This is a genomic window from Brevundimonas diminuta (genome assembly GCF_039673845.1).
GTDB classification, from domain to species: domain Bacteria; phylum Pseudomonadota; class Alphaproteobacteria; order Caulobacterales; family Caulobacteraceae; genus Brevundimonas; species Brevundimonas diminuta_E.
In genome coordinates, this window is record NZ_JBDJMK010000010.1 from 171,846 (window position 1) to 196,604 (window position 24,759).

Below are 24,759 nucleotides of genomic sequence, written 5' to 3' on the forward strand. Positions count from 1 at the left end.
GGGCAGCGCCTGCGAACGGCTCAGTCGAAGATGGCGGCCAGAGCCTCCGGCCCCGCCCCTTCCTTGACCGTGCGCAGTTCATAATACAGCGCCGCCACCCCGGCCGAGGCGACCACGCCCGACAGGATGTTGATGATCACATTGGTGGCGACATTGACCCATACGATCGTGCTGCCTTCCATAAAGCTGCCGCCGGTGGCCAGGCTGATCCCGCCGACCGCCGCGCCGATGATCCACGACAGGATCACATAGATGACCATCAGGCCGAACACATGCCAGCGATAGCCGCGCGTCAGATCCCGACTGCGCTGCAGGCTTTCGAACACGCCCCTTTTCTCGACCACCACGGCGGGCGCGGCGACGGACCATATGACGGCGACGATAATTCCCGGCACGATCAGCAACAGGAAAGCCAGACTGGTTCCGATGCTCGCAACGATGCCTAACCCCAGCAACGGCAAGAACATCTTGATGGCCGTGTCGATCGACTGTTCCAGCGACGTCGACTTGCCGTTGAAGCCGTTGACCGCCGTCTTAACCACCATGCCCTGCAGCATGAAAAGCCCGACCAGATACAGGACGAATCCGACGCCCGAAGCGATCAGGCTCGAGCCTGAGTAGGTCGTTATCAGCGCCGCCTGACCAACCCCCATCAGCACGCTGGGCAAGCCGACCAACAGGGTCGCCGCACCGAAGAAAACCGCCGCATTGCCGCGAATGATCGTGAACGTCCTCTGGATCACCCGCCCCAGATCAAACGCCCCGCCGCCACCGGCCGGCGCCGATGGCGACACTGTCGGCCCTCGCAGCACGAAGATTTCGGTCGCCTGACCATCCTGCGGCACGAAATCAACCTTGTCGCCGCGCGCCACCGGCGGCTCCGACCGCAGAGCCGAAGCATTGAACAGATAGCGGTCCGTATCGTCGCCCAGAACAACACCCATGCCGGTCGCCGGATCATAGGTCAGAATTTCACCGCGCAAGGCCACGCTCCTGTCTGCTTGGCGTCAGGCGTAACGGCGTCGGGAGAGGTTGGCCAGAATTTTTCACAACGGAGCCGACCGCCCCGGTCATGAACGCCCCCGCGGCGCACCTAAACAGATACCCCTCGCCAGATAAGAACCGTTCTCATATAAACGCGGACCTGCCTTCCTGTGTCTGGTCCGCGTGCCGTCTTCGCCTTCCCGCTCTCTTGAACTTTATCAGGCGCACAGGCAGGCGCTGATCGACTATGCCTGCGGGATTGTCGACGACCGCGCCTGCGCCGAGGATCTGGTGCAGGACGCCTGGATCCGGGTCGAGGCCGTCGAGCGCCTGCGTCCGCTGACCGAGCCGGTCGGCTATCTGTACCGCACCGTCCGCAACCTGGCGCTGGACGTCTATCGCGCCCGCAAACGGATCGGGCGAAGTTCGGTCGACGCCTTGATGGAACAGGGCGTCCATCCCGCCGATGAAGCCCCTTCGCCCGAGGCGGCGGCCATGGCGCGTTCAGAAATCCAGCGTCTGTTGCAGGTGCTGGACGAACTGCCGCCGCGCACGCGGCGCGCCGTCATCCTTTACAGGGTCGAGGGGTTGAAGCTGCGCGATGTCGCCGAACGGCTGAACATCTCCGTGTCTCTGGCCCAGACCCTGGTGGTCGACGGCGTCGAACACTGCGCCCTGCGCCTGTCGCGCGATCGCTGAGCCATGCCGTTCGCGTCGATTTCTGGAAAAAACGATCAGTCGCCCGTTAGACAGTCAACGGCTGAGGCCGATCTGAAGCTTGTTCGTGCAGGGAGGCGGACATGACATCGCCGACCGATCCGGATTCCGGCACGCCGCTGCGTCAGGCGATCCGCTGGTCCGTCCTGCTGAACGAGACGCCGGGCGACGACGCCCAACGTCAGGCCTTCGAGCGCTGGCTGGACCAGTCGCCGGCGCACGCCCTGGCCTGGGCGGACGCAGGCCATGTTTCGCAATTGCTGGGCCGTTTGCCCGCATCGGCGGCGACGCCCCGGCGCAGGCGCGGCGCGCGGATCGCGGTGGTGTGCGCCATGGCGGCGGCCCTGCTGGCCGTCGCCGTCATGGCGCCCGCGACCGCGACACGGTGGGGAGCCGACCACATCACCGGCGCCGGTCAGGCGGACCAGTTCACCCTGGCCGACGGCAGCGTCGTGCGACTGGCGCCGCGCAGCGCCATCAAGGTCCGGCTGGAGGATGACCGGCGCGATGTCCGTCTGCTGGAGGGCGAGGCCTATTTCGAGGTCGCGCCGGACGCCGCCCGTCCCTTCCATGTCGAGGGCGGGGATACGCGCGTCACCGTGCTGGGCACCGGGTTCAATGTCCGGCTGGGCGAGGCGGGAACCGATGTCGCCGTCCGTCACGGCCGGGTGCGGGTCGAGCGCGCGGGCGCCGCGCCGAGACTGCTGACCGACGGCGCCTGGTCGCGCGCGGTGCGCGGCGGGCAGATCAGCGGCTCGGGCTCGCCCCAGGTGGTCGGCGCCTGGGATCGCGACCGCATGACGGCCGTGGATCAGCCGGTGTCGGAAATGCTGCATGACGCCCGCCGTCATCATGCCGGGGCCATACTGCTGACCAACCGGAGACTGGCCGCGCGCACGGTTACAGGCGTCTATGACATGGGCGATCCCGCCGAAGGGCTGGGCGTGATGGTGCGGCCGCTGGGCGGCAAGGTGCGTCGCCTGACGCCCTGGCTCATCATTGTGTCCTGATTTCAGCCTGCTGATTTAAAACAGAAATTTTACAACAGGCCGCGAATTCCGTTTTATTTCTGGAAAACCGCCCTGCCCGCTCGTTGAAAGCCGCAACAGGTATTTGCGAATGATTTGCACATGCCGTTCAGCAGCAGTGGAGTTTCTCAGTGGCTATGGGGCGGAATGCGCGCAATCAGGCGCGTCGGTCGGCGGTGACGTCTTTCCTGATGGCGACGGCGGGTCTGACCCCGCTGGTCCTGGCCGCGCCCGCGCTGGCCCAGCCCGCGGCCCAGCAGGCGGCCCGCGCCTATGAGATTCCGGCCCAGCCCCTTTCTGACGCCCTGGTGGTCTTCGCCTCTCAGTCGGGCCTGCAGGTCGCCACCGACGGCGCGGCCCTGCGCGGGGCGCGCAGCCCCGGCGTGCGCGGCGCCCTGACGCCGCGTCAGGCGCTGGACCGCCTGCTGGCCGGGACCGGCTTCACCTATCGGCTGAACGGTTCGATCGTCACCCTGGAGCGCGCGCCGCAGGCGGCGCCGGGCGCGATCCAGCTGGGCGCCGTGCGGGTCGAGGGCGCGGGCGGCCCCGCAACGGGCGGTTCGGGCAACGGTTCGGCCGCCGGTTGGGACGGCACGGCAGGCTCGGTCTATGTCACGCCCGGCTCGGTCAGCGTCATCTCGCGCCAGACGCTGGAGGCCTATCCCGGCTCTTCGCCTGCCGACGTGCTGAAGGGCGAAAGCGGCCTGATGTCAGCCGAAGCCCGCAACAGCGGCGGTCTGGACGTCAACATCCGCGGCCTTCAGGGTCAGGGGCGCATCGCCGTCACCGTCGACGGCGCCATGAACGGCACCAGCGTCTATCGGGGCTATCAGGGCGTCAGCAACCGCAACTTCATCGACCCCGACTTCATCAGCTCCATCGCCGTGCAGAAAGGCCCGTCGATGACCGGCGGCATGCCCAGCGGCATCGGCGGCTCGCTGTCGATGACCACCCTGTCGCCCGACGACATCATCGCCGAGGGCGAGACAACGGGGATGCGGCTGAAGCTGTCGCTGTCGGACAACAGCTCGGCCCCGCGCGGCGCCGAAAGCCGCAGCCTGCTGGAGCAGAAGTGGAGTTCCGGCGATCCGCTGGCCATCACCCACCCGCTGAACCGTCCCGGTCCGCTGCAGCCCGGCGGCGGCTCGGGCAGTCTGGTCTGGGCGCGCAAGGGCGAGCGGGTCGACCTGCTGGCGGGCTACGCCTTCCGTCAGTCGGGCAATTATCACGCGGGCGCCCACGGGCGCGGCGCGCCCGAACGCACCAGCAGCCCCTCGGCCTATTGCGCCAGCGGCGCGCCGGGCAGCGAGCGTCTGCAGCACCTGTGCGCCAACGCCGCCGGTTTCTATGAGGGACACGGCATGACCGCCTTCGTCGGCGGCGAGGCGGTGCTGAACACCTCGACCGACACGGAATCCTGGCTGTTCAAGGCCATCATCCGCCCGGCGCCGGACCACACTCTGGAACTGGGCTACGGCGGCTATCGCAGCGATTTCGGCGAGAACTATCCGTCCGAAGTTTCTCAGACGCTGAGCGTCGTCAGACAGCACTGGCCGCTGTCCAATACGGCGCTGGACCGCTTCACGGCGCGGCACCGCTGGAACCCCGTCAACGACCTGATCGACCTGAAGAGCAACGTCTGGCTGTCGCAGTTGAACGAAACCTCGGCTTCGCTGGCGCAGAGCGATCCGTCGTCGCGCGACTTCGACAGCTGGGGCGTGGACGTCACCAACAGCTCGCGCCTGTCGACGCCGCTGGGCTGGCTGAACGCTGATTACGGCGCCGCCTATCTGCATGAAAAAGCCGGTCCGTCCGAAGGCTGGGTCACGGGCGGCGCCATTCCGCCCGCGCGCGAAGGGGTGCGCGACGAATACACCATCTTCGCCCAGGCCTCGCTGGAGCCGACCGCATGGCTGCGTCTGGACGGAGGCCTGCGCTACCAGAGCTATGATCTGGAAGACCGTCAGTCGGGCACCATCTACAACTCGCAGAAGCTGAACCGCAGCGAGGACGCCTTCGGCTTCTCGCTGGGCGCCACGGCCACGCCGATGGACGGAATGCAGCTGTTCGCCACCTATAAGCAGGCCGCGCGCCTGCCGTCGCTGATGGAGGCGACCAGCGGCTTCTTCATGATGGCCAACCCCGACCTGCACAAGGAAGAGGCCCACAACTGGGAGATCGGCGCCAACTATCTGCGCACCGACCTGTTCGCCTCCGATGACGAACTGGGGCTGAAGCTGGTCTGGTTCGACAACAGCATCGAGGACTACATCGCGCGTCGCTACGTCCGCAAAGTCTTCCAGACCCAGATGTACAACATCGACCGCGCCGAGTTCCGCGGCCTGGAGGCCAACGCCAGCTATCGCCGCGGCGCCACCACCATCGACGCCGGGATCACCTGGTACGACCACATCGCCTTCTGCCGCCCGGACGAGGGCTGCATCGCCAGTTCGCTGGCCTCGGACTACGGCACCAACTACATTCCGCCGAAGTGGGCGGCCAATCTGAGCGTCAACCGCAACTTCATGAACGACCGGCTGAATCTGGGCGGGCGTCTGGTCTATCGCGACGAGCGGGCCGTGACCTTCGAGCCGACCGAAAGCGGTCTGGCGCCCCTGATCGCCGCCATTCCGTGGAGCTCCTATGTCACGGCGGACGTGACCGGCCGCTACCGTTTCAGCCCGGCGCTGTCGCTGGACTTCAGCATCGAAAACCTGACCGACCAGATGTATGTCGAGCCGCTGAGCCTGGGCATCGTGCCCGCGCCCGGACGCACCATCCGCATCGGCCTGACCAGCCAGCTGGGCGCAGGATCGGGCGCCTGGCCGGGCAACTGGTTCAACGGCGCCGATGAAGACACTTCCGACTGGACCGGCTTCTACGTCGGCGGCGTCTATGGCTACGGCTTTGGTCAGGAAGACGGCGACATCCGCGACCTGAGCGGCGCCGAGGCCGACGGCGGTCGCGTGGACCAGACCTATAAGGGCGTCTCGCCGGGCGTCCACGCCGGTTACAACTGGCAGCTGCCCAATAATCTGGTGCTGGGCGTGGAAGGCGACATCGCCCGCACCAGCATGGCCGGATGGTCCGGCGTCCTGGTCACCGGCGACGACAGCAACGCCCAGTCCATGCGACGCGCAGGCCGTCTGGATTCCTCGGTCGAATACGACTGGGACTGGACCGCCGCCGTGCGCGGCCGGGTCGGCTACGCCTTCGGACGCACCCTGGTCTACGGCACGGGCGGCGCGGCCTTCCTGCGCGAGAACCAGACCCGTCTGCAGTATCGCTCGGACACGCCAAGCAATCTGGCCAACTCCCACGCCAACGACATGGTCTTCTTCTTCAAGGAAAAGGCCAGCGTGGACCGCACCGGCTGGACGCTGGGCTTCGGCGTCGAGCGCGATCTGGGACAGGGCTGGTCGATGCGGACGGACTACGCCTATTCCAACTTCGGCGCGCAGGACTTCACCTTTGAACAGGCCCGCGCGGGCGGCGGCCGCAGCACCACCGTCAGCGAGCTGATGTGGGATCCCGTCACCGGAATGCCGATGCGCGACCCTGTGACAGGCCGCTTCATGTTCAAGGTCACGGAAACGACCGGTTCATCCGAAATCGTCAACGGCCGCAAGGCGCGCACCGATGCAGACCTGCATACCCTGCGCGTCGGCTTCAGCTACCGTTTCTGAGGAACTGTCCATGACCGAAAACAGCCGCGCCAAACGCCTGAAAAGCGACAGCCATCAGGTGCACGACAGTCTCGACAAGGCCATCATGGCGGCCGAACCCTTCGCCGACCGCCAGCGCTACATCCGCTTCCTGCAGGTGCAGCACGCCTTTCACCGCGACATCGCGGCCCTGTATGAGGCGCCCGCCCTCACCGCCCTGATCCCCGACCTGCCGCAGCGCCGCCGCGAGGCCGAGGTGCGGGCGGACCTGGCCGATCTGGACGCCGCGCCGCTCGACGCGGACGGGCCGCCGCCCTTCCGGCCCGAACAGGCGGTCGATGTTCCGACCGCCCTGGGCTGGCTCTATGTGGCCGAAGGATCGAACCTGGGCGCCGCCTTCCTGTTGAAGGCGGCGGCGGCGCTGGACCTGTCGGAAGAATTCGGCGCCCGTCATCTGGCGGCGGCGCCGGAAGGGCGCGCCAACGCCTGGCGCGCCTTCACCGCCCGGCTGGACGCCCCGGCCTTCTCGCCCGAAGAGGAAGAGCGCCTCAGCCAGGGCGCCCGCGCGGCCTTTCACCGGGTGCGCGGACTGGTGGACGCCGCCTTCTATGCGGACGCCCCGACCCCGGCATGACCATGGCCCTGGACCGCACAGGCGATCTGACGCCCGCCCCCGCGCCTCACGGGCGGGCGGCGCGGCGGGCGATGGGCCGCAAGACGCTGGCGACGGCGGCGGCGCTGGTCCTGCACGCGGCGCCTCTTCTGCTGCTGTTGCGCCCGGTCGCATCGATCGCGCCGCCGGTCGAATACGACGCCATGACGGTGGAGCTGATCCGCATGGAGGCCGCTCCGCCCCGGCCGCCCTCGGAACGCGCGCCCGGCAAGGAACAGGTCCGCAGCGCCGATCAGAAGCCCCGGCCGCCGGACATCGTGCGCCGCGTAGTCGTCGCCGAAGGGCCTGAACCCCTGCCCGCGCCGACGCCCCAGCTGCGCCCGACGGCCGCCCCCTCGCCGCAACCGCCGGCGCCGGCGACGACCGCCCCGCCCGCGCAACCGGAGCCCCCCGCCGCAGAGGCCTCCAGCGCCCCGCGCGAGTGGCGTGCGCGTCTGCTGGCCCACCTCGACCAGAACAAGCGCTATCCCGCCATCGCCGAACGCCAGCGTCAGGAAGGCGTCGTCCATATCCGCTTCACCATGGACCGGGCCGGTCGGGTGCTGTCCTCGGCCATCACGCGCGGCTCAGGCCGTCCGATGCTGGACCGCGAGGCGCTGGCCATGCTCCAGCGCGCCCAGCCGCTTCCCGCGCCCCCGGCCGACGAACCCGGCGACGTGATCGAAATCGCCACCCACGTCGACTTCTTCACGCGACGCTGATGTGATGAAAGCGCCTCTCTGCCGCGTTCACTCCGACAGCCGATAGCCGACGCCTGGCTCGGTGACGATCAATCTCGGCTGCGCTGGGTCGGCCTCCAGCTTCTGGCGCAGCTGGCCGATGACGACGCGCAGGTACTGGGTGTCCTCGGCATGGGCCCTGCCCCAGACGGCGGTCAGCAGGTCGCGGTGGCCGACGACCTTTCCAGCGTTACGCGCCAGGTGCGCCAGGACGTCGTATTCTTTCGGAGTGACGCGCATAGTCACGCCCGACCGGCTGATCAGCCGATGCTCCAGGTCGATGACGACATCGCCGATCGTCAGCGGACCCGATATTGCGGCCTGTGGCGCGGCCTGGCGCAGATTGGCGCGCAGGCGGGCCAGAAGCTCGCCCACGCCGAACGGCTTTTCGACATAGTCGTTCGCGCCAAGGTCCAGGGCGGCGATCTTCTCGGCCTCACGGTCACGCGCCGACAGGATGATGATGGGCCCGGCATAGAATTCGCGCGCCCGAGCCAGCACATCCTTGCCGTCCATGTCGGGCAGGCCCAGGTCCAGCACCACGGCGTCGGGGCTCCACAGGGCGATGCCGCGCAGGCCCTCCTGCCCGCTGTCGGCGCGGCGCGGCTCATAGCCGGCGGCGTCCAGCGCCGGGGACAGGAAGCGGTGGATCTGCGGTTCGTCGTCGATGACGAGAATCTGGGGGCGGACGGCGGCCATATGGCGGACCCTAAAGCAGGCTCGGGTGGGTGGCGACGGCCTTGGGAAGGCTGATCAGGATGCGCGTTCCCTTTCCCTCCATGATCGGGCTGGCGGCGGCGATGCGGCCGCCCATGGCCTCGACGAAACCCTTGGCGATGGCCAGCCCCAGCCCCGCGCCCTTGGTCCGGTCGGACGGCTGCTCCATGCGGCGGAAGCGGTCGAAGACGCGCTCCAGTTCCGCGGTGGGGATGCCCTTGCCTTCGTCCTCAATGGAGATGACCACCGCGCCCCGGTCTTCATAGGCGGCCAGCTCGACAGTTGAACCGTCGGGGCTGTAGGCGATGGCGTTCTCTAGGATGTTGACCAGCGCCTGTTCCAGCAGCCCCTGATCGACCATGACCAGACTGAGCTGGGCGGGGAAGTCGCGGGTCATCCTGCGCTCGCCCAGCCGACGACCGACACGCTTGCCCGCCGCGTTCAACACGTCGCGGACATCGACCCAGTCGGCGCGGATGTTCAGGCCGCCGCCCTCCAGACGCGTCATGTCCAGCAGGTCGCCGACATAGCGGCTGAGGCGCTCGGCCTCCTCGCGGATCGACAGCAGAAGATCGGCGCGCACCGCGGGTTTCAGCTTGTCGCCCAGGTCGATCAGCGTGGTCGAGGCGCCGAGCACTGTCGACAACGGCGTGCGCAGATCATGGCTGACCGAGTTCATCAGAGCGTTGCGGAAACGGTCGGTGCGGCGCAGGGTCTCCGTCTCGACCGCCTGCCCGGCCAGATCGGCCCGCTCGATCGCCACGGCGCCCTGATCCAGCAGGGCCAGCGCCAGCTTTTCCTCGTCCGAACCGGGCGCAAGGGCCGCCGCTTCTATGCCCGCCACGCCCGCCCGGTCGCGCACGCCCTGCAGCGGGCGGAAGGTCCAGCGCGCCTGCGGCAGGGTGCCGGTGGCGTGACCTGCAGGCTCGCCCTTCTCCCAGGCCCAGCGGGCGGCGGCCATGGCCTCGGCGTCCAGTTCGGGCTTGCCCGGCGCACCGGCGCTCAGGGTCAGTTCGCCATGGACAGGCAGCAGGACCACGGCCCCTGCCCCGGCGGCGGCGGCCGTCTGTTCGGCCAGAATGCGCGCCGCCACGGCCCTGTCGCCGATGCCGCTCAGGCGCTGGCTGGCGGCCAGCAGGGCTGAGACGGCCGAGGCGCGCGCCTGCGCCGCTCGCGCCTGTTCGCGCACCCGCCCCGCCAGAGCGCCGGTCGTCAGCGCCACGCCCCAGAAAACGAGCAGAGTCAGCACGTCTGTCGGCGAACCGATGGAGAAGCTGAAGTCCGGCTGCAGGAACAGAAAATTATAGGTCAGAAAGGCCGCTGTCGCCGCCGCCATGGCGGGGCGCAGGCCATAGAGGGCGCCCGCCGCCAGTACCGCGGTCAGATAGATGACGCCGATGTCGACCCGCTCGAACGCCCGGTCCAGCAACAGGGCCAGTCCAGTGGCCGCCACAACGAAGGCCGCCCCCACGGCATAGCCGCGCCAACCTCCGGCCAGGCGCGCCCGCGTTGTCTTATGCACCCTGGGGCCCGGCTCTACGCCATCGGTGACGACGTGGACGGCGACACCGGACGCCTGACGCAGAAGTTCGGCCGCCAGCGACCGACCCAGCCACTCGGACAGGCGGCTGTCGCGCCCCTTGGCCAGAACGATCTGGGTCACGTGATTGTTGTGCGCGTGATCCATGACCGCGCGCACGACATCATCACCGCTGAGAACCACCGTGCGCCCGCCCAGCTGCTCGGCCAGCTTCAGCGCCTCAGACAGCTTGCCCGCTGAACTGGCGGCATGGCGCGCGCCCGAGGGGCGGTCGACATGGGCCACGGTCCACGGCGCATCCATCATCATGTCGGACAGCCGCCGCCCGGTGCGGACCAGCGGGGCGGCCATGGCGTCGCCCGCCACCAGCACCAGAATGCGCTCGCCCGCCGCCCACGGCCCGGCCGTCCCCTGTTCGCGCAGGCGGGCGGTCAACTGATCGTCCACCGTCTGGGCCGCGCGCCGCAGGGCCAGTTCGCGCAGCGCCGTCAGGTTCTCGACCTTGAAGAAGTTGTCCGAGGCCAGCCGCGCCGTCTCGGGCACATAGACCTTGCCCTCGGCCAGCCGCTTGCGCAGCTCTTCGGGCGTGATGTCCACCAGTTCAATGTCGTCGGCGCGCGACAGGGCGCTGTCGGGCACGCTCTCGCGCTGACGCACCCCGGTGATACGCAGCACCACGTCCGACAGGCTTTCCAGATGCTGGACGTTCAGCGTGGTCCAGACGTCGATCCCGGCGTCCAGTATTTCCTCCACGTCCTGCCAGCGCTTCGGATGGCGCGACCCGGGCGCGTTGGAGTGGGCGTATTCATCAACCAGCAGCAGGTCCGGGCGTCGCGCAATGGTGGCGTCGATGTCGAACTCCAACAAGGTCCGCTCGCGATAGGCGATAGGGTTGCGGGCCATGACCTCCAGCCCGCGCAACAGGCTCATCGTCTCCTTGCGGCCGTGCGTCTCGACCACGCCGACGACGACGTCCTCGCCCTCGGCCTTTCGGCGGCGGGCGGCGCGCAGCATCTCATAGGTCTTGCCGACGCCCGGCGACATGCCGAGAAAAACCTTCAGCCGCCCACGCTTGCGCGGGGCGGACGGGGTCTGGTCCGTAGCGAGGCCGGACGGCGTCATCCGCCCTCGACTGCAAGCCGGCCGAAACGGGCATCCAGCGCACGATTGGTCATCAGGACATTGACGCGCGGTTGGCCCAGCACGCCGAACGTGCGGCCCTCGACATGCCGGCGGATCACGTCTCGCACCTGCGCCTCCTCGACCCCGCGCGCCCTGGCGATGCGGGCGGCCTGAAGCTCAGCGTAGGCCGGAGAGATATGCGGGTCGAGGCCCGATGCGGAGGCGGTCACGGCGTCGGCGGGGATGGCCGTCATGCCCGCCTCGGTGCGTAGAGCATCGGCGTCCGTCTTCACTCGCGCGATCAGATCGGGGTTCAACGGACCGAGGTTGGAGCCGGACGAGGCGGCGGCGTCATAGCCGTCCCCCGCCGCCGAAGGCCGGGGGTGCAGATAGCCGGGCTGCGCAAAGGTCTGACCGATCAGGGCCGAGCCGACCACCTGCCCGGCCTCGTCGCGGACCAGACTGCCGTTCGCCTGATCCGGGAAGGCGGCCTGCGCCACGCCCGTCACGGCCAGCGGATAGCCGACGCCCAGAACGCCGGTGAACAGGACGATCATCACGATCGCCGGACGGATATGGTTCAGCATCAGAAGCTCGCCTTCAGGCTGGCGACGACGCGGCTGTCATAGGCGGAGCCGAAGCCGTGTTCGTCGGTATCGAAATAGCGGACGTCCAGACCCAGATGCTGCGTCAGCTGATAGGCCGCGCCCAGATTCCAGGTCGTATAGTCGAGGTGGGACGACACCCATTGCCGCCCCACAGCCGCCGACAGCGTCCATCTATCGGCGGGGCTGATCGCCGCGTTCAGCTCGGCATAGGTCGCCTGATCCTCGGTCGCGCCGAAGAAGTCCGGCGAATAATAGACCGCCGCCCCCAGCGTGGCCGGGCCGACCGCGCGCGATGCGGCGGCCTTCAGCTCGACGTAGTTGTAGTCGGCGCCGTCCGGCTGACCCGCATAGACATAGCCGACCGCGCCGAAGTCCCAGTCGAAGCCGCCGAACGCGGGGCGAACGCCCGCGTAGAGGTCGATCTCGGCGTCAGTGCCGGCGTCTGCGGCGAAGGAGACGGTCCCGGCCCAGGCCCCGGCGTAGAAGAGGCCCTGCTTCACATCGACCCCGGCCGAGATCGCCGGATCGCCCTCGTTCTGGCTGACGCCGCGGAAGACGTAGTCCGTGCCGACGGCGGCGTTGAAGGCCACGTCCTGAGCCCTGGCCTCGGTCGGCGCCGCACACAGGCCCAGGGTGATGACAGCGACCAGACAGGCCCCGCCCAGCAAGGCGTTGGTCAGGTCGGAGCCGTCCAGTTTGTTGCGTTTTCGCATGATGCTTCCTTCCCGCTCAGGCCAGACCGAAGGCGGAGATGACGATGTCGATGAGTTTGATGCCGACGAAGGGCGCGATCAGACCGCCCAGTCCGTAGATCAGCAGGTTGCGGCCCAGCAGCTTGCCCGCACCCACAGCGCGGTATTTCACCCCGCGCAGCGCCAGCGGGATCAGGGCGACGATGACCAGGGCGTTGAAGATGACCGCCGACAGGATGGCGCTCTCCGGGCTGGACAGCTTCATCACGTTCAACGCCGCCAGCGACGGCAGGCCGACCACGAACATCGCCGGAATGATGGCGAAATACTTGGCCACGTCGTTGGCGATCGAGAAGGTGGTCAGCGCCCCGCGCGTGATCAGCAGTTGCTTGCCCACCTCGACGATCTCGATGACCTTCGTCGGATCGCTATCGAGATCGACCATGTTGCCGGCCTCGCGCGCAGCCTGAGCGCCGGTCTGCATGGCCACGCCGACGTCGGCTTGTGCGAGGGCGGGCGCGTCATTGGCGCCGTCGCCGCACATGGCGACCAGACGGCCCTTGGCCTGTTCGGCCTTGATCAGGCGCATCTTGTCCTCGGGCGTGGCCTCGGACAGGAAGTCGTCGACCCCGGCTTCGGACGCGATCGCCGCCGCCGTCACCGGGTTGTCGCCGGTGATCATGACGGTTCGCAGGCCCATGCGGCGCAGGTCGGCGAAGCGCGCCTTCACCCCCGGTTTGACCACGTCCTTCAGGTGGATGACGCCGATCAGGGCGTCGTTCTCGACCACGGCCAGAGGCGTGCCGCCGGAACGGGCGATGCGGTCCACGGCGGCGCGAAACTCGGCGGGGGCCTCGCCCTCGGCCAGACCCAGAGCCTTGAGCACCGCGTCCACCGCCCCCTTGCGCCACGAGCGGCCGTCGGCTTCGAGGCCCGACTGGCGGGTCACGGCGGTGAAGGGAATGGTCTTGGCTCCGGCGGGCATGTCCCCCGTCACCCCGGCGTTGCGGCCCAGTTCGACAATGGATCGGCCTTCCGGCGTCTCATCGGCCAGAGAGGCCATGACCGCCGCGCGCATCGCCGTTTCAGGACGGACGCCCGGCGCGGGGATGACCTCGGTCGCCATGCGGTTGCCGAAGGTGATGGTACCGGTCTTGTCGAGCAACAGGGTGTCGACGTCGCCTGCCGCCTCCACCGCGCGGCCCGATGTGGCCAGAACATTCACCTTCAGCAACCGGTCCATGCCGGCGATGCCGACGGCGGACAGCAGCCCCCCGATGGTCGTGGGGATCAGGGTGATGAAGAGCGCGCCCAGAATGATGGGATCCAGCTTGATTCCTGAGTAGGCGCCCAGCCCCAGCAGCGCCGCGACCGCGATCAGGAAGATCAAGCTCAAGCCCGCCAGCAGAACCGACAGGGCCAGTTCGTTCGGCGTCTTGCGACGGTCCGCGCCCTCGACCATGGCGATCATGCGGTCGAGGAAGGTCGCGCCGGGGGCCGAGGTGATACGCACCTTGATCCAGTCGGAGACGACCGTGGTGCCGCCGGTAACGGCCGAGCGGTCGCCGCCGCTTTCACGGATGACGGGCGCGCTCTCGCCGGTGATGGCGGCCTCGTTGACCGAGGCGACGCCCTCGATGATCTCGCCGTCCGAGGGGATGACGTCCCCGGCCTCGACCAGAACGATCGCGCCGATCTCCAGCTCATGCGCCGGGGTCGGGACGACCGTGCCCGTCGTGGGGTCGATGATCAGCTTGGCCTTGGTGGTGACGCGAGAGGCGCGCAAGGAATCCGCCGCCGCCTTGCCTCGCCCCTCGGCGATGCTTTCGGCGACGTTGGCGAACAGCACCGTGGCCCACAGCCACAGGGCCAGCTGGATGGCGAAGCCTGCCGACTGCCCCATCGCCACGGCGGCGACCGCTGAAACAGTGGCCAGGGCTGCGACGATCCAGGTGGCGAAGATCACCGGGTTTCTGAGAAGCCGGGTCGGGTTCAGCTTGACGACAGCATCGCCGAGCGCCCGGCCAAGCATGGCCCCGGTCAGCCCGCCCGCGATGGGCGTCGACCGAGGGCTCGACGGATCGAGCGTAACTTGGGTCATGACGGATATCCGATCAGAACCGGGCCACGATCTGGAGCATGTCGAAATGCTCCCCGATCGGACCCAGAGAGAGGGCTGGGAAGAACTGCAGGCCGCCAAGGATCAGGATCACCCCGATCAGCAGGCCGATGAACAGCGGGCCATGCGTGGGCAATGTGCCGACCGACGGCGCCAGACGCGGCTTGGCGACCAGCGCCCCCGCCACAGCCAGAACCGCGACAGCCGGCACGAACCGGCCCAGCAGCATGGCCAGACCCAGCGTGGTGTTCCACCCCGGCGTATTGGCGGCCAGTCCGGCAAAGGCAGAGCCGTTGTTCCCCGTCGCCGAAGTATAGGCGTAGAGAATCTCGGACAGACCGTGCGGTCCCTTGTTTAACAGGCTGGCCAACGCTTCGGGTAGGACCGCCGCAACCGCTGAAAAGCCCAGCACCGACAGCGGCACGACCAGCACCACCAGCATGGCGAACTGGATCTCGCGCGCTTCGATCTTCTTGCCCAGATATTCGGGCGTGCGGCCGACCATCAGGCCCGCCACAAAGACCGCCAGCATGGCCATCAGCACCATGACCGCGATCCCGGACCCGATCCCGCCGGGCAGGATCTCGCCCAACTGCATCAGGAACATCGTCACGGCCCCGCCCAGCGGCATATAGCTGGCGTGCATGGAGTTGACCGAACCGTTCGAGGCGCCGGTCGTCTGGGCCGCCCAGGCGGCGGAGGACGGCACGCCGAAGCGGACCTCCTTGCCCTCCATGTTTCCGGCGGACGTATCGACGCCGGCCGCGACCAGAGCGGGCGCAGGCTGGCTTTCGACGACATAGAGGGCCGATCCCGCCGCCCCCAGCAATAGGACCGCCGCGACCACGAGGGCGCGCACGTCCTTCTTGGCCATGACGCTGCGGCCAAAGGCGAAGAAGGCCGCCCAGCCCATCACATTGATGCAGATCGCCGTGATGAGGGTGGTCAGCGGCGTCGGATTCTCCAGCGGATGCGCTGAGTTAACGCCGAACACGCCGCCGCCGTTGATGCCCAACTGCTTGATGGCCAGTTGGCTGGCGGTCGGGAACAGGCTGATCGTCTGCGATCCGCCCTCCAGCGTCGTCGCTTGAGCCGAGGCCGCCAGCGACTGCACCACGCCCAGCCCGGCCAGAACCACCGCCACGATAAAGGCGATGGGCAGCAGGACATAGAGGCTGGTCCGCGTCAGGTCGGCCCAGAAGTTGCCGACGCCCTCGCCCCGATCAGCCAGAAAAGCGCGAGCCAGCGCCGCCGCGATCGTCGCGCCCGTGGCGGCCGAAACGAAGTTCTGCACCGTCAGGCCGACCATCTGACTGAAGGTCGAAACGGCGCTTTCGCCGCTATAGCTCTGCCAGTTGGTGTTGGTGACGAAGCTGACAGCAGTGTTGAAGGCCAGATGCGGGCTGAGGCCGCCGAACCCCTGCGGATTCATCGGCAGCACGCCCTGCAACCGCAGCAGGCCGTACAGCAGCACAAAGCCCGCCAGATTGAAGGCCAGCAGGGCGCCGACATAGCCCAGCCAGCCCTGACTGCGAGCCGCGTCGACCCCTCCGGCCCGATAGAACAGGCCCTCGACCGGCTTCAGCACCGGGTCCAGCCAGGTCCGCTCGCCATTCCAGACGCGCGACATATAGATCCCGATCGGCCAGCCGAGCACGACGGCGAGGCCGAGGGTCAGGGCGATCTCCGCCCATCCTTGAATATTCATGAGAAGGCGGCTCCGCTCAGAACCGCTCGGGTCGCAGCAGGGCCGCAACCATATAGCCGGCGATGACCAGGGCGCCGACGCCCCAAAGGACGTTCAGCCACACGGTCACAACCTCTTCAACGCAATGGCGAGCGCGGCGAAAGCCACAAAGGCTCCGACGGCGATCGCCACAAAAACCACATCGGCCATGCCGACACCTCCAGCTCGACTGAGAGCCGGAAGAGAGCGCGGAACGGCGTAAGGGCGTCATACGAAAGACGCCGCCGCGCATAAGCTGCGCATAAGGACGCGCGCTCAGCGCCTCCTTATGCCCGGCCTCGACTGCTGCGCCTCACAGCCTATGCGGACCAGGATTTGCCCTGGCCTTGAGGCTCCGCTCCTTCCGGCGACCGGGACAGACGATCGGCCTTCTCAAGCGCGCGGAACGGGCGCGCCAGCAGCAGCAGGCACAGGCAGGACAGGCTGGCCACCACCGCCATCAGGGTGAAGTATGCGCTGGGCGCCATGGCGCTCCAGGTCGTGCCGATGGCGCCCGCCGACAGGTTCCCCGCGAAGGCCGCCAGATACCAGGCCGCGATCATGGTGGCCGCCATATGGGCCGGGGCCAGACGGCCGAACAGGCCCAGCCCGACCGGCAGGATGAACAGCTCCCCGCTGGTCATCACGAAGAAGAAGGCCGCCAGCCACAGCCAGTGCACCGCCCCCTGCCCCGCCAGCGCCGCGACGATCGCCAGACCCAAGAATGAGCTGGCCACCATGGCCGCGCCGATGGCCATGCGGCCCACCGACGACACGCCCTTGCCCCTGCGTGCCGCGCGGTCCCAGGCCGTCACCAAGATCGGCGTCAGCACGAAGACCAGCAGCGGGTTCACCGACTGGAACCAGGTCATGGGAATGGTCCAGCCGCCGATGGCGCGATCCACGTCGCTGCCGATCCACAGGGCCAGGGTGTTGCCGACCTGCTCATAGGCGGTGCGGAAGACGACCACCGCCAGGATCACCCCGCCGAACAGCCACATCGACGACCGCGACAGGCCCTCAGCCTTGACCGCCTTGGCCTCCTGCCGCGCCGCGCGCGACGGGTCCGGCGGCAGATAGCGCCCTCCGGCCAGATAGATGGCCAGCCCCGCCGCCATGCCGACGCCCGCCACCGCAAAGCCCCAGTGCCAGCCGTAGATCTCGCCGATAGCGCCGCAGGCGATGGGCGCCATGAAGGCCCCCAGATTCACGCCCATGTAATAGATGTTGTAGGCGCTGCCCCGGCGCGGATCGTCCGGCTTGTACAGCCCCGCCACCTGTCCCGGCAGATTGGGCAGGAACAGGCCGTTGCCGATGGCGATGACCGCCAGCGCCGGATAGAACAGGCTCTCGGACGCCATCATGAAATGGCCCAGGATCATGATCGCCGCGCCATAGGTGACCGAACGCCTGCGCCCCAGCCACCGGTCCGCCAGCATCCCGCCGAAGATGGGCGTCAGATAGATGACGGCGGTATAGAGGCCATAGATGATCGAGGCCCGCCCCTGCTCGATCAGCAGGGTGGTGGTCATGTAATAGACCAGCAGGGCGCGCATCCCGTAGAAGGAGAATTTCTCCCACATTTCGGTCAGGAACAGGACAGCCAGCCCCCGCGGCTGGCCCAGGAAACTCTTCTCGCTGACGGCGATGCTCATGCTGTTCTGCTCTCCCCCGCGCAGACCGCGTTCCTGACGGCGCTACGGCCTCCGTTCCGCAAGGAACAGAGGCCGTAGCCGACGCCGGTCATATCCTGTTTCAGAAATAGGCCTGTATCGTAAAGCCGATGGTGCGCGGCTGGACGGTGATCCAGCTCTCCGGCGCCGACAGCCCGGCCGGGCTGGCCTGAACCAGACCATCGTCGTCGAACAGGTTGCGCACGAAGACCGAGGCCTCGATCGGCCGCCCCGGCAGACGCACGCCCGCCGCCAGATTGACCATGTGATAGTCGCCATACGACCGGTTCAGCGCGTGGCCCGTATCGAAGCGCGTGTTCATCTTGCCGGTATAGCTGTAGTCGATACGGGCATAGGCGTCCTGGGACTCGAACACGGTGAAGGCCTGGCGGGCCCCCGCGCTGACCTGTTCGCGCGCCACGCCGGGCACATGGTCTCCATCCTTCCACGGCGAGAACATCACGTCTTCGGTCAGGGCCGAATCCGTCAGCCCCAGCGTGCCATAGACGTCCAGCGTCTCGTTCAGGGCGAAGCGGGCCTCAATCTCCGTACCGATGCTGCGCGCCTTGCCCGCATTGGTGCGGAACGAGAAGGAGCAGGACGGCAGGCTCATCGTCGTCTGAATGTCGCTCCAGTCGATGTAATAGACGCTGGCGTTCAGCGTCAGTCGCCGGTCCATGAAGCGGTTCTTCGAGCCGACCTCGTAGTTCCATACCGAGTCCGAACCAAAGCTGCCCGGCGTCTCGCTCAGGCCCAGCGTGTCCAGATCGGCGCGGCACAGATCGGCCGGAACCGTGGTGTTCACCCCGCCCAGACGGAAGCCCTTGGACGCCTGGACATAGATCATGTTCTCGGGCGTGGCGTCGAACGACAGATTGAACTTGGGCGTGAAACCGTCCTCGGAGAAGTCGCCCTTATAGCGGTCCGAACCGCCGTTCAGCAGACCCGCCGAGAAGGTTTCATACTTCTCGCTGAAGTCGAAATAGCGCAGGCCCGCCGTCGCCGTCAGCCGCGGCGTGATCTTGTAGGACAGCTCGCCGAACAGGGCCTTCTGCTTCTGGCGGATGTTCTGGAAGCCATAGAAGACCTGATCGGGGACCAGCGCCCCATAGTCCGATGACGGCGCCCCGGTGTGGGCGTCGACGCCGGGCGCGATGGCGTCCTGCGTATAGTCGCGCTTGCGGTCCTGATAGAAGACGCCCGCGATATAGTTCAGCCGCCCCTCGCCGCTGGAGGCGATGCGGATCTCCTGCGAGAAGTCCTTGATCTCGGTCGTGTCGATCAGGGGCGACAGGGAATCCAGCCCCACCGCCGCCTTGATCAGCAGCTCCAGGCTGCTGCGGTTGGTGTTCTTCTTGTCCAGATAGGAGGTCGAGGAACTGATCGAGCCCCAGCCCAGATCATAGTCGAGCGTGGCGTTGTAGATATTGATCCGGTCGTTCAGCCCGTCGAAGACGCGGAAGCTGCGCTGATACGGCCCCGACTGGCTGGCGCGCGAGCCCGTCTCCAGGTCGTGATACATATAGGTCAGATTGGCGCGCAGATCCGGCGTCAGCTGGGCGCCCAGCTGCAGGCGCGCGCCCGTCGTCGTGGCGTCGTTCTGGTTCTTCTCGCCGGTGGCGATGTTGTCGATATAGCCGCCCTGATAGGTGTGATAGGCGACCGCGCGCAGGGCCACGGCGTCCGTCACTAGCGGCAGGTTGACCATGCCCTTGGCGCTGTAGTTCGCCTCGCCGTGGCGGGTGTGCGAGGCCGAGCCCTCGACCGAGGCGGAGAAGTCGCTCAGGTCCGGCTTGTTGGTGATGATGCGGATGGCGCCGCCCATGGCGCCCGAACCGTACAGCGTACCCTGCGGTCCGCGCAGCACCTCGACCCGCGACAGGTCATAAAGGCCCAGATCCGGGTTGAAGCCGTTCACCGAGATCGGCGTCTCGTCGATATAGACGCCGACCGTCTCCTTGTTCTGCGGCTCGTCGTTGCGCACGCCGCCGGTCGAAACGCCGCGCAGGGCGATGGTCGACAGACCCGGCCCTTGCGACACCATCGACAGGCTGGGAACCGAGGCCACCATGTCGGCCAGACCGTTCTTGCCGGTCTCCATGATCTCGGCGCTGGACAGGGCGGCGATGGAGTTCGCCACGTCCTGAAGGTTCTGCGACCGCTTCTGCGCCGTCACCACGATGTCGCCGACGGATGTCGCCTGCTCGGTCTGGGCCAGCGACGGCGTCGCCGCCAGCGTCGCTCCCAGGGCCAGCGTCAGGGCCATCAGGCTGGCGCCTGCATAAGTCGTCTTGCCGTTCATCCGGTTCATCCCTCCCTGGACGATCATCATCAGCCCCACACCTCGCGACCGAAGCCGATCAGGCGCCGCCCGTCGTGCCGCACGGCGGCGTCGGCGGGGTTTTTCAGCAGCAGCATCACGTCCAGATCGACCACCTCGCACAGGGCGCCGACGACATAGGCGGGCGCCATGGCCAGGCCGGACCCCATCATGCAGCCGACCATCAGCTTCATGCCGCGCGCCTGCGCCGCCTCGGCCAGCGCCAGCGCCTCGGTCAGGCCCCCGGTCTTGTCCAGCTTGATGTTGGCCCAGGCGTATCGCCCCTGCAGCCGGTCCAGATCTGCCCGGTCCTGACAGGATTCATCGGCGCACAGCGGCACGGCGCCGACATAGCCGTCCAGCTGTTCGTCCTGCCCCTGCGGCAGGGGCTGCTCGATCATGAAGACGTCCAGCGCCGCCAGTTCCGGCGCAAAGGCGTTCAGCTGGTCCAGCGTCCAGCCGCCGTTGACGTCGACGAACAGGCGGGTGTCCGGCAGCACATCGCGCACCGCCCGCACGCAGGCCATGTCGTCCGGCCCGCCCAGCTTCAGCTTGATCATCCCCGCATCGCGCAGCGTCCCGGCCAGACGCGCGGTTTCCTGCGGCGTCTCGATGCCGATGGTGATGTCGGACTCCAGCGTGGCGACCGAAGCGATCCCGGTCAGATCCCAGATCGAACGCCCTGTGCGCTTGGCCTCATGATCCCACAGGGCGCAGTCCAGCGCATTGCGCGCCGGTCCCGCCGGCAGACGCGTCTGCAAGCCCGCCCGGTCCAGCCGCCCGGCTTCGATATCGGGCGCGACCTCTGCGATGGTCTCCAGAACAACCTCGGCGGTGTGGCCGAAGACGGGCATCGGACAGGCCTCGCCCCGGCCCGTGACGCCGTCGCCCTGAACGGCGAGCTCCACCACGTCCATGCCGGAGATTTCACCGAAAGACACACGAAACGGCGTCGTCAGCTCCAGACGACGCTTCAAGGCTGTGAGCTTCACGACCCCTCCCCGGATACGTTTGCACTCTCAGCAATATTCGTGAAATTTGACGCAGGGCAAGAGCAAATATTGCAATATTTGCATAATCAAAATGACTGCGCGCAAGAACCCGCCCGAAGGCGAGCGCCACGCCTGGGCGCCCCCTTCGATCAGTCGGCGTCCGGCTCCGCCTGCCCTTCTGCATTCAGGACCGCCCAGTCCCCGCGGTCGAAGGCGCCGCTCTCAAAGGCGTCATGGCCCCGGCGGGCGCCGTGATAATAGGTGACGAAGGCCTCGGCCTGCCCGTTCACCGCCACCACGCTGTGCCAGACCGAGGCGTCCATATGCATGACGTCGCCCTCTTCCAGCAGCAGCGGCTCGCGCCCCTGCACATAGGCCATGGCCGTGCCGCGGACGACGTAGACGGTCTTCTCGCCCGGGTGGCGGATGAACTCGGAGTCCCAGACGCTGACCGGCTCGAACTGGACATAGGCGCAGTCCAGCGCCCGCGCCTCATCGGCGCCGAACATATAATGGACGCGGGCGTCCTTGAACCGTTGCGGTCGTCGGTCCAGCGCCCGGTCGATCCGCAGACCGCCGGGCGCCGCCCAGCTTTCCAGAGGCGAGCCGACGCCCCGCCCGGATGCGCCTTCGGCCGCCGCTGCGTCCGGCAGGGCCTCGCCCAGCAGGCGTTCGACCGGCACGTCCAGCGCCTTGGCCAGCAGGTGCATCTTGTCCAGCGTCAGGCGCAACCGCGTGTTCTCGATCCGCGACAATGAAGAGGCCGGAATGCCCGTCAGCTGCGCCAACTGTTCCAGCGTCAGCCGGCGGCTCTTGCGGATGCGGCGCACGGCGGCGCCGCCCATGGCGGCTTCATCGTCTTGGACAGGCGGGACGTAGGGGCGCGTCATGCCCCCGTCCCTTAAGGCTGCTTCTTCTGCCTGACCAGACGCAGGTCTCCGAAATCGTATGAGGGGTCGGTGCGCGGCGACACCGGCGCCATTTCGATGCTGCTGACCTCGCCCACCGGATTCACCCGGAAGTTCACATAGGCGTCGGCGTTCAGGCCACGATCGCGCCAGGCGGCGATGAAGCGGTCGCCGTCGATATGGCGCAGCCGCCCGGTCATGGCGTCAGAGCCCATATCCATGATCAGCCCCTGATCGTCCGCCCGCACCTCGACGTCGCCGAACCAGGCGTCCTCATAGCGACCGACGTATTGCGCCAGCGGCAGGGCCGGACGCGCCGCCTGATCCGTGGCCGGGCCGTTTCCGGCGCTGGCCACCTCGGCCCGGGCCGCACGGACAGCCGCCATCTCGGCCCGGCCCTGATCGGCGATCGCGCGCACGGGGTTGGCGCTGAACTTCAGCGCCGCCAGCTGCTGGGCGATGGCGCGGGCGGCGCCGCTGGTCTTGTTGGTCATAACCATGACGCCGAAGCCGTCGTCCGGATAAAGGCTCAGATAGCTGACCATGCCCGGCAGGCCGCCGCCGTGCTGCACCTCGCGATGACCGAAACTGTCCTGAACCGTCCAGCCCAGGGCATAGGCGCTGAACGTCGTTCCCGGCTGATAGGGCGAGGCCTGACGGTTCACCGGCATCAGGGTGACCGGGCGGTAAAGCTCGGCCCGGCGCACAGCGTCCAGTTCCGGCCCCTTCGACGGGTCCAGATTGAAGGCCATCCACTGCGCCATGCCGCGCGCATTACAGAAGATCCCGCCTGCCGGAAGGGTGATGGCCGGCATGGGGAAGTCGACGACTTCCAGCTTGCCGTCCGAATAGTCATGGGCGATGGCGCGGTTAGCATCCGGGCCCAGCTGACGCTCATCCGGCACGCAGGTCTGCATGTCCAGACGGGTCAGGAAACGCGCCTGCACCTCCTCCTGCCACGACCGCCCGGTCACCCTTTTGATCAGGTCGCCCGCGATGATGTAGAGCAGGTTGTCATAGGCGTATTCCGTGCGGAAACTCGTCTTCGGCTCCAGATTGGCCAGGGCGCGATAGATGGACGGCAGATTTGCCTTTCTGTCGTTCAGCATGGCCAGATCGCCGGCATAGGGCGGCAGACCCGCGCGGTGGGTGACCATGTCGCGCACGGTGAATTCCCGCGTCACCCACGGATCCGACAGGCGGAACTCCGGCAGGTGATTGATCAGCCGATCGTCCCAGTTCAGCCGCCCCTCCTGCTCCAGCAGGGCGATCGTCGTGGTGGTGAAGGCCTTGGAGATGGAGCCGATGCCGAACAGGGTGTCGGCCGTCACCGGCGTCGGGCTGCGGTGATCGACGACGCCATAGCCCTTCAGATAGGTCGCCTGCCCCGGCTGGATCACGGCGATGGCGACGCCGGGAATCTCGAACGACGCGCGGGCGGCCTCGACCACCTCATCGATCTGACGCTCCGTCAGCCGACGGCCGCTGTCGGCCGCCTGGGCCGTCGCCGCGATGCTGACCATACAGACGGCCGCCGCCAGAACAGCGCCGTGGTTCAATATGCGTGACATCATGATCGCCTCTCCCTTGCCGCGACCCTGATCATTTTTTGCATTTTCTGCAATATCAATCTTGGTGATGCTGGGCAAACGAACGAGCATCGCCATCGACACAGCGAACGACCTGTTCGGCATCGCTATAACGCCGGATCAGCCGCGCAAAGAAGAAATATCATAAAATATTCATTGAAATAACACGACACTTTATCAAATAAAGCCTCACTTTCAAGGTCGACATTTTGAACTAATCTGCACCGTCACTAAATTTACGAGAAAAAAGTAAGGTGTAAATTTGACATGACCGGCGACACCTCACTCCAAACGATTAAAATAATTTCTACAGCCAATCGCTGCGCCTATTCCAGAACACTTTCAAAAGCGCTCAAAAATGGAGCGAAGGCGTCAGGATGGAAATCCGTTCAGGGTCTTTTATTCAAGGAACACGGGCAGTGGTTTGTGACGTGCGCGCTCGAAACAAGTCTGCTCTCCGCACAGACCCAGGTACGCCTCAGCGCCAAGCCGATGGCCATAGATCCGATTTTCTGGGACATTTTCGACCTTCCGGAAAACCGTGGTGAGAGCCTGTCCTTCCGCGCGCTCGGCGCCTGGACATGCCCCTCACTGGACATCGCCGAGATCAGCGTGCCTGAACAGCCCTCCGCGACAGCCACAGCATCAGACGCCCTGCGCATCGCCGCCGAACAGCTTGACGCCGCCCCGCCCCTCTCCCTTTCCTGGTTCGCGGGGGAATGCCGCAAGGTGCTGGACGATCAGCCCGCCATACTGGCCAGCCTTATAACAACCCTCATCGCCGACAATCGCAGAGCACAGGCCCTTGAGCTTTGCCAGCAAGCAGAAGCGAGCGGCGAAACGGGCGGCTTCGTCAACCGCCAGGTCTCCTTTGTTCAGGCCGCCGCTCGATGGCTCAACCGTTCAATGGCGGATCAAGCGCCCCACGACCCTTTCTAGCGGTCAAGCACGGATTTCAGTCCCAGCC

At 67.2% G+C, this 24,759-nt stretch carries 19 protein-coding genes; 6 read left to right on the forward strand and 13 right to left on the reverse strand.

What is annotated here, in order from left to right:
• Positions 1 to 20: 20 nt before the first annotated feature.
• The gene (locus ABE454_RS12720; RefSeq protein ID WP_346532191.1) at positions 21 to 983 is read right to left on the reverse strand and encodes a YciC family protein; all 963 of its coding nucleotides are present in this window, start codon (positions 981 to 983) and stop codon (positions 21 to 23) included.
• A gap of 184 nt (positions 984 to 1,167) precedes the next feature.
• Here ABE454_RS12720 and ABE454_RS12725 point away from each other — a divergent pair, with 184 nt between their 5' ends.
• The 5 genes from ABE454_RS12725 (at position 1,168) to ABE454_RS12745 (ending at position 7,768) form a co-directional block, all read left to right on the forward strand.
• Positions 1,168 to 1,683 (forward strand): RNA polymerase sigma factor, encoded by a 516-nt coding sequence (locus tag ABE454_RS12725; RefSeq protein ID WP_346532192.1) that lies wholly within the window; start codon positions 1,168 to 1,170, stop codon positions 1,681 to 1,683.
• Between the two features lie 101 nt (positions 1,684 to 1,784).
• On the forward strand, positions 1,785 to 2,711 hold the full coding sequence (locus tag ABE454_RS12730; protein WP_346532194.1) for a FecR family protein: 927 nt from the start codon (positions 1,785 to 1,787) through the stop codon (positions 2,709 to 2,711).
• A gap of 155 nt (positions 2,712 to 2,866) precedes the next feature.
• A complete protein-coding gene (locus ABE454_RS12735) occupies positions 2,867 to 6,415 on the forward strand; it encodes a TonB-dependent receptor domain-containing protein (RefSeq protein WP_346532229.1) in 3,549 nt (1,182 codons plus the stop codon).
• A gap of 10 nt (positions 6,416 to 6,425) precedes the next feature.
• Entirely contained in the window at positions 6,426 to 7,028 is a 603-nt protein-coding gene (locus ABE454_RS12740) for a biliverdin-producing heme oxygenase (protein ID WP_346532196.1), read from the forward strand.
• Positions 7,025 to 7,768, forward strand: coding sequence for an energy transducer TonB (locus ABE454_RS12745; protein ID WP_346532197.1), 744 nt, complete (start codon positions 7,025 to 7,027; stop codon positions 7,766 to 7,768). The genes ABE454_RS12740 and ABE454_RS12745 overlap by 4 nt, the downstream gene beginning before the upstream one ends.
• 27 nt (positions 7,769 to 7,795) lie before the next feature.
• Here ABE454_RS12745 and ABE454_RS12750 read toward each other — a convergent pair whose 3' ends face one another.
• The 12 genes from ABE454_RS12750 to ABE454_RS12805 all read right to left on the reverse strand — a co-directional run bounded on the left by ABE454_RS12750 (position 7,796) and on the right by ABE454_RS12805 (position 23,777).
• Complete coding sequence (locus tag ABE454_RS12750; RefSeq protein ID WP_346532199.1) at positions 7,796 to 8,485, reverse strand: response regulator transcription factor; 690 nt, start codon at positions 8,483 to 8,485, stop codon at positions 7,796 to 7,798.
• Positions 8,486 to 8,495: 10 nt separating this feature from the next.
• Complete coding sequence (locus ABE454_RS12755; RefSeq protein ID WP_346532201.1) at positions 8,496 to 11,165, reverse strand: sensor histidine kinase KdpD; 2,670 nt, start codon at positions 11,163 to 11,165, stop codon at positions 8,496 to 8,498.
• Complete coding sequence (gene kdpC / locus ABE454_RS12760; protein ID WP_346532203.1) at positions 11,162 to 11,752, reverse strand: potassium-transporting ATPase subunit KdpC; 591 nt, start codon at positions 11,750 to 11,752, stop codon at positions 11,162 to 11,164. The genes ABE454_RS12755 and kdpC overlap by 4 nt, the downstream gene beginning before the upstream one ends.
• Complete coding sequence (locus tag ABE454_RS12765) at positions 11,752 to 12,486, reverse strand: TorF family putative porin (RefSeq protein WP_346532204.1); 735 nt, start codon at positions 12,484 to 12,486, stop codon at positions 11,752 to 11,754. The genes kdpC and ABE454_RS12765 overlap by 1 nt, the downstream gene beginning before the upstream one ends.
• A 16-nt stretch (positions 12,487 to 12,502) precedes the next feature.
• On the reverse strand, positions 12,503 to 14,566 hold the full coding sequence (kdpB, locus tag ABE454_RS12770; RefSeq protein WP_346532206.1) for a potassium-transporting ATPase subunit KdpB: 2,064 nt from the start codon (positions 14,564 to 14,566) through the stop codon (positions 12,503 to 12,505).
• Between the two features lie 13 nt (positions 14,567 to 14,579).
• Positions 14,580 to 16,292 (reverse strand): potassium-transporting ATPase subunit KdpA, encoded by a 1,713-nt coding sequence (gene kdpA / locus ABE454_RS12775; protein ID WP_346532208.1) that lies wholly within the window; start codon positions 16,290 to 16,292, stop codon positions 14,580 to 14,582.
• 16 nt (positions 16,293 to 16,308) lie between these two features.
• Positions 16,309 to 16,401 carry a potassium-transporting ATPase subunit F gene (locus tag ABE454_RS12780; protein WP_157677928.1) on the reverse strand — a complete coding sequence of 31 codons (93 nt, stop codon included), beginning with the start codon at positions 16,399 to 16,401 and terminating at the stop codon, positions 16,309 to 16,311.
• A 229-nt stretch (positions 16,402 to 16,630) separates the two neighbouring features.
• Positions 16,631 to 17,965, reverse strand: coding sequence for a peptide MFS transporter (locus tag ABE454_RS12785; protein WP_346532210.1), 1,335 nt, complete (start codon positions 17,963 to 17,965; stop codon positions 16,631 to 16,633).
• A 100-nt stretch (positions 17,966 to 18,065) separates the two neighbouring features.
• Positions 18,066 to 20,315 (reverse strand): TonB-dependent receptor, encoded by a 2,250-nt coding sequence (locus tag ABE454_RS12790; RefSeq protein WP_346532212.1) that lies wholly within the window; start codon positions 20,313 to 20,315, stop codon positions 18,066 to 18,068.
• Complete coding sequence (locus tag ABE454_RS12795) at positions 20,315 to 21,295, reverse strand: dipeptide epimerase (RefSeq protein WP_346532213.1); 981 nt, start codon at positions 21,293 to 21,295, stop codon at positions 20,315 to 20,317. Before ABE454_RS12795 ends, ABE454_RS12790 begins: the two co-directional genes overlap by 1 nt.
• Before the next feature lie 149 nt (positions 21,296 to 21,444).
• The gene (locus tag ABE454_RS12800) at positions 21,445 to 22,185 is read right to left on the reverse strand and encodes an XRE family transcriptional regulator (RefSeq protein ID WP_346532214.1); all 741 of its coding nucleotides are present in this window, start codon (positions 22,183 to 22,185) and stop codon (positions 21,445 to 21,447) included.
• 11 nt (positions 22,186 to 22,196) lie between these two features.
• The gene (locus ABE454_RS12805) at positions 22,197 to 23,777 is read right to left on the reverse strand and encodes a serine hydrolase (protein WP_346532215.1); all 1,581 of its coding nucleotides are present in this window, start codon (positions 23,775 to 23,777) and stop codon (positions 22,197 to 22,199) included.
• Positions 23,778 to 24,059: 282 nt separating this feature from the next.
• On the opposite strand from ABE454_RS12805, the gene ABE454_RS12810 reads away from it, so the two are divergent.
• Positions 24,060 to 24,731: a hypothetical protein gene (locus ABE454_RS12810; RefSeq protein ID WP_346532216.1), complete on the forward strand. Its 672-nt coding sequence runs from the start codon at positions 24,060 to 24,062 to the stop codon at positions 24,729 to 24,731.
• The last annotated feature ends 28 nt before the right edge of the window (positions 24,732 to 24,759 follow it).

What these genes read in the sequence shown, in the direction of transcription:
- ABE454_RS12730 (WP_346532194.1), top strand. Translation starts at nt 1,785, where the DNA reads ATGACATCGCCGACCGATCCGGATTCCGGCACGCCGCTGCGTCAGGCG.
- ABE454_RS12735 (WP_346532229.1), top strand. Translation starts at nt 2,867, where the DNA reads ATGGGGCGGAATGCGCGCAATCAGGCGCGTCGGTCGGCGGTGACGTCT.
- ABE454_RS12740 (WP_346532196.1), top strand. Translation starts at nt 6,426, where the DNA reads ATGACCGAAAACAGCCGCGCCAAACGCCTGAAAAGCGACAGCCATCAG.
- ABE454_RS12745 (WP_346532197.1), top strand. Translation starts at nt 7,025, where the DNA reads ATGACCATGGCCCTGGACCGCACAGGCGATCTGACGCCCGCCCCCGCG.
- ABE454_RS12750 (WP_346532199.1), bottom strand. Translation starts at nt 8,485, where the DNA reads ATGGCCGCCGTCCGCCCCCAGATTCTCGTCATCGACGACGAACCGCAG.
- ABE454_RS12755 (WP_346532201.1), bottom strand. Translation starts at nt 11,165, where the DNA reads ATGACGCCGTCCGGCCTCGCTACGGACCAGACCCCGTCCGCCCCGCGC.
- kdpC (WP_346532203.1), bottom strand. Translation starts at nt 11,752, where the DNA reads ATGCTGAACCATATCCGTCCGGCGATCGTGATGATCGTCCTGTTCACC.
- ABE454_RS12765 (WP_346532204.1), bottom strand. Translation starts at nt 12,486, where the DNA reads ATGCGAAAACGCAACAAACTGGACGGCTCCGACCTGACCAACGCCTTG.
- kdpB (WP_346532206.1), bottom strand. Translation starts at nt 14,566, where the DNA reads ATGACCCAAGTTACGCTCGATCCGTCGAGCCCTCGGTCGACGCCCATC.
- kdpA (WP_346532208.1), bottom strand. Translation starts at nt 16,292, where the DNA reads ATGAATATTCAAGGATGGGCGGAGATCGCCCTGACCCTCGGCCTCGCC.
- ABE454_RS12785 (WP_346532210.1), bottom strand. Translation starts at nt 17,965, where the DNA reads ATGAGCATCGCCGTCAGCGAGAAGAGTTTCCTGGGCCAGCCGCGGGGG.
- ABE454_RS12790 (WP_346532212.1), bottom strand. Translation starts at nt 20,315, where the DNA reads ATGATGATCGTCCAGGGAGGGATGAACCGGATGAACGGCAAGACGACT.
- ABE454_RS12800 (WP_346532214.1), bottom strand. Translation starts at nt 22,185, where the DNA reads ATGACGCGCCCCTACGTCCCGCCTGTCCAAGACGATGAAGCCGCCATG.
- ABE454_RS12805 (WP_346532215.1), bottom strand. Translation starts at nt 23,777, where the DNA reads ATGATGTCACGCATATTGAACCACGGCGCTGTTCTGGCGGCGGCCGTC.
- ABE454_RS12810 (WP_346532216.1), top strand. Translation starts at nt 24,060, where the DNA reads ATGACCGGCGACACCTCACTCCAAACGATTAAAATAATTTCTACAGCC.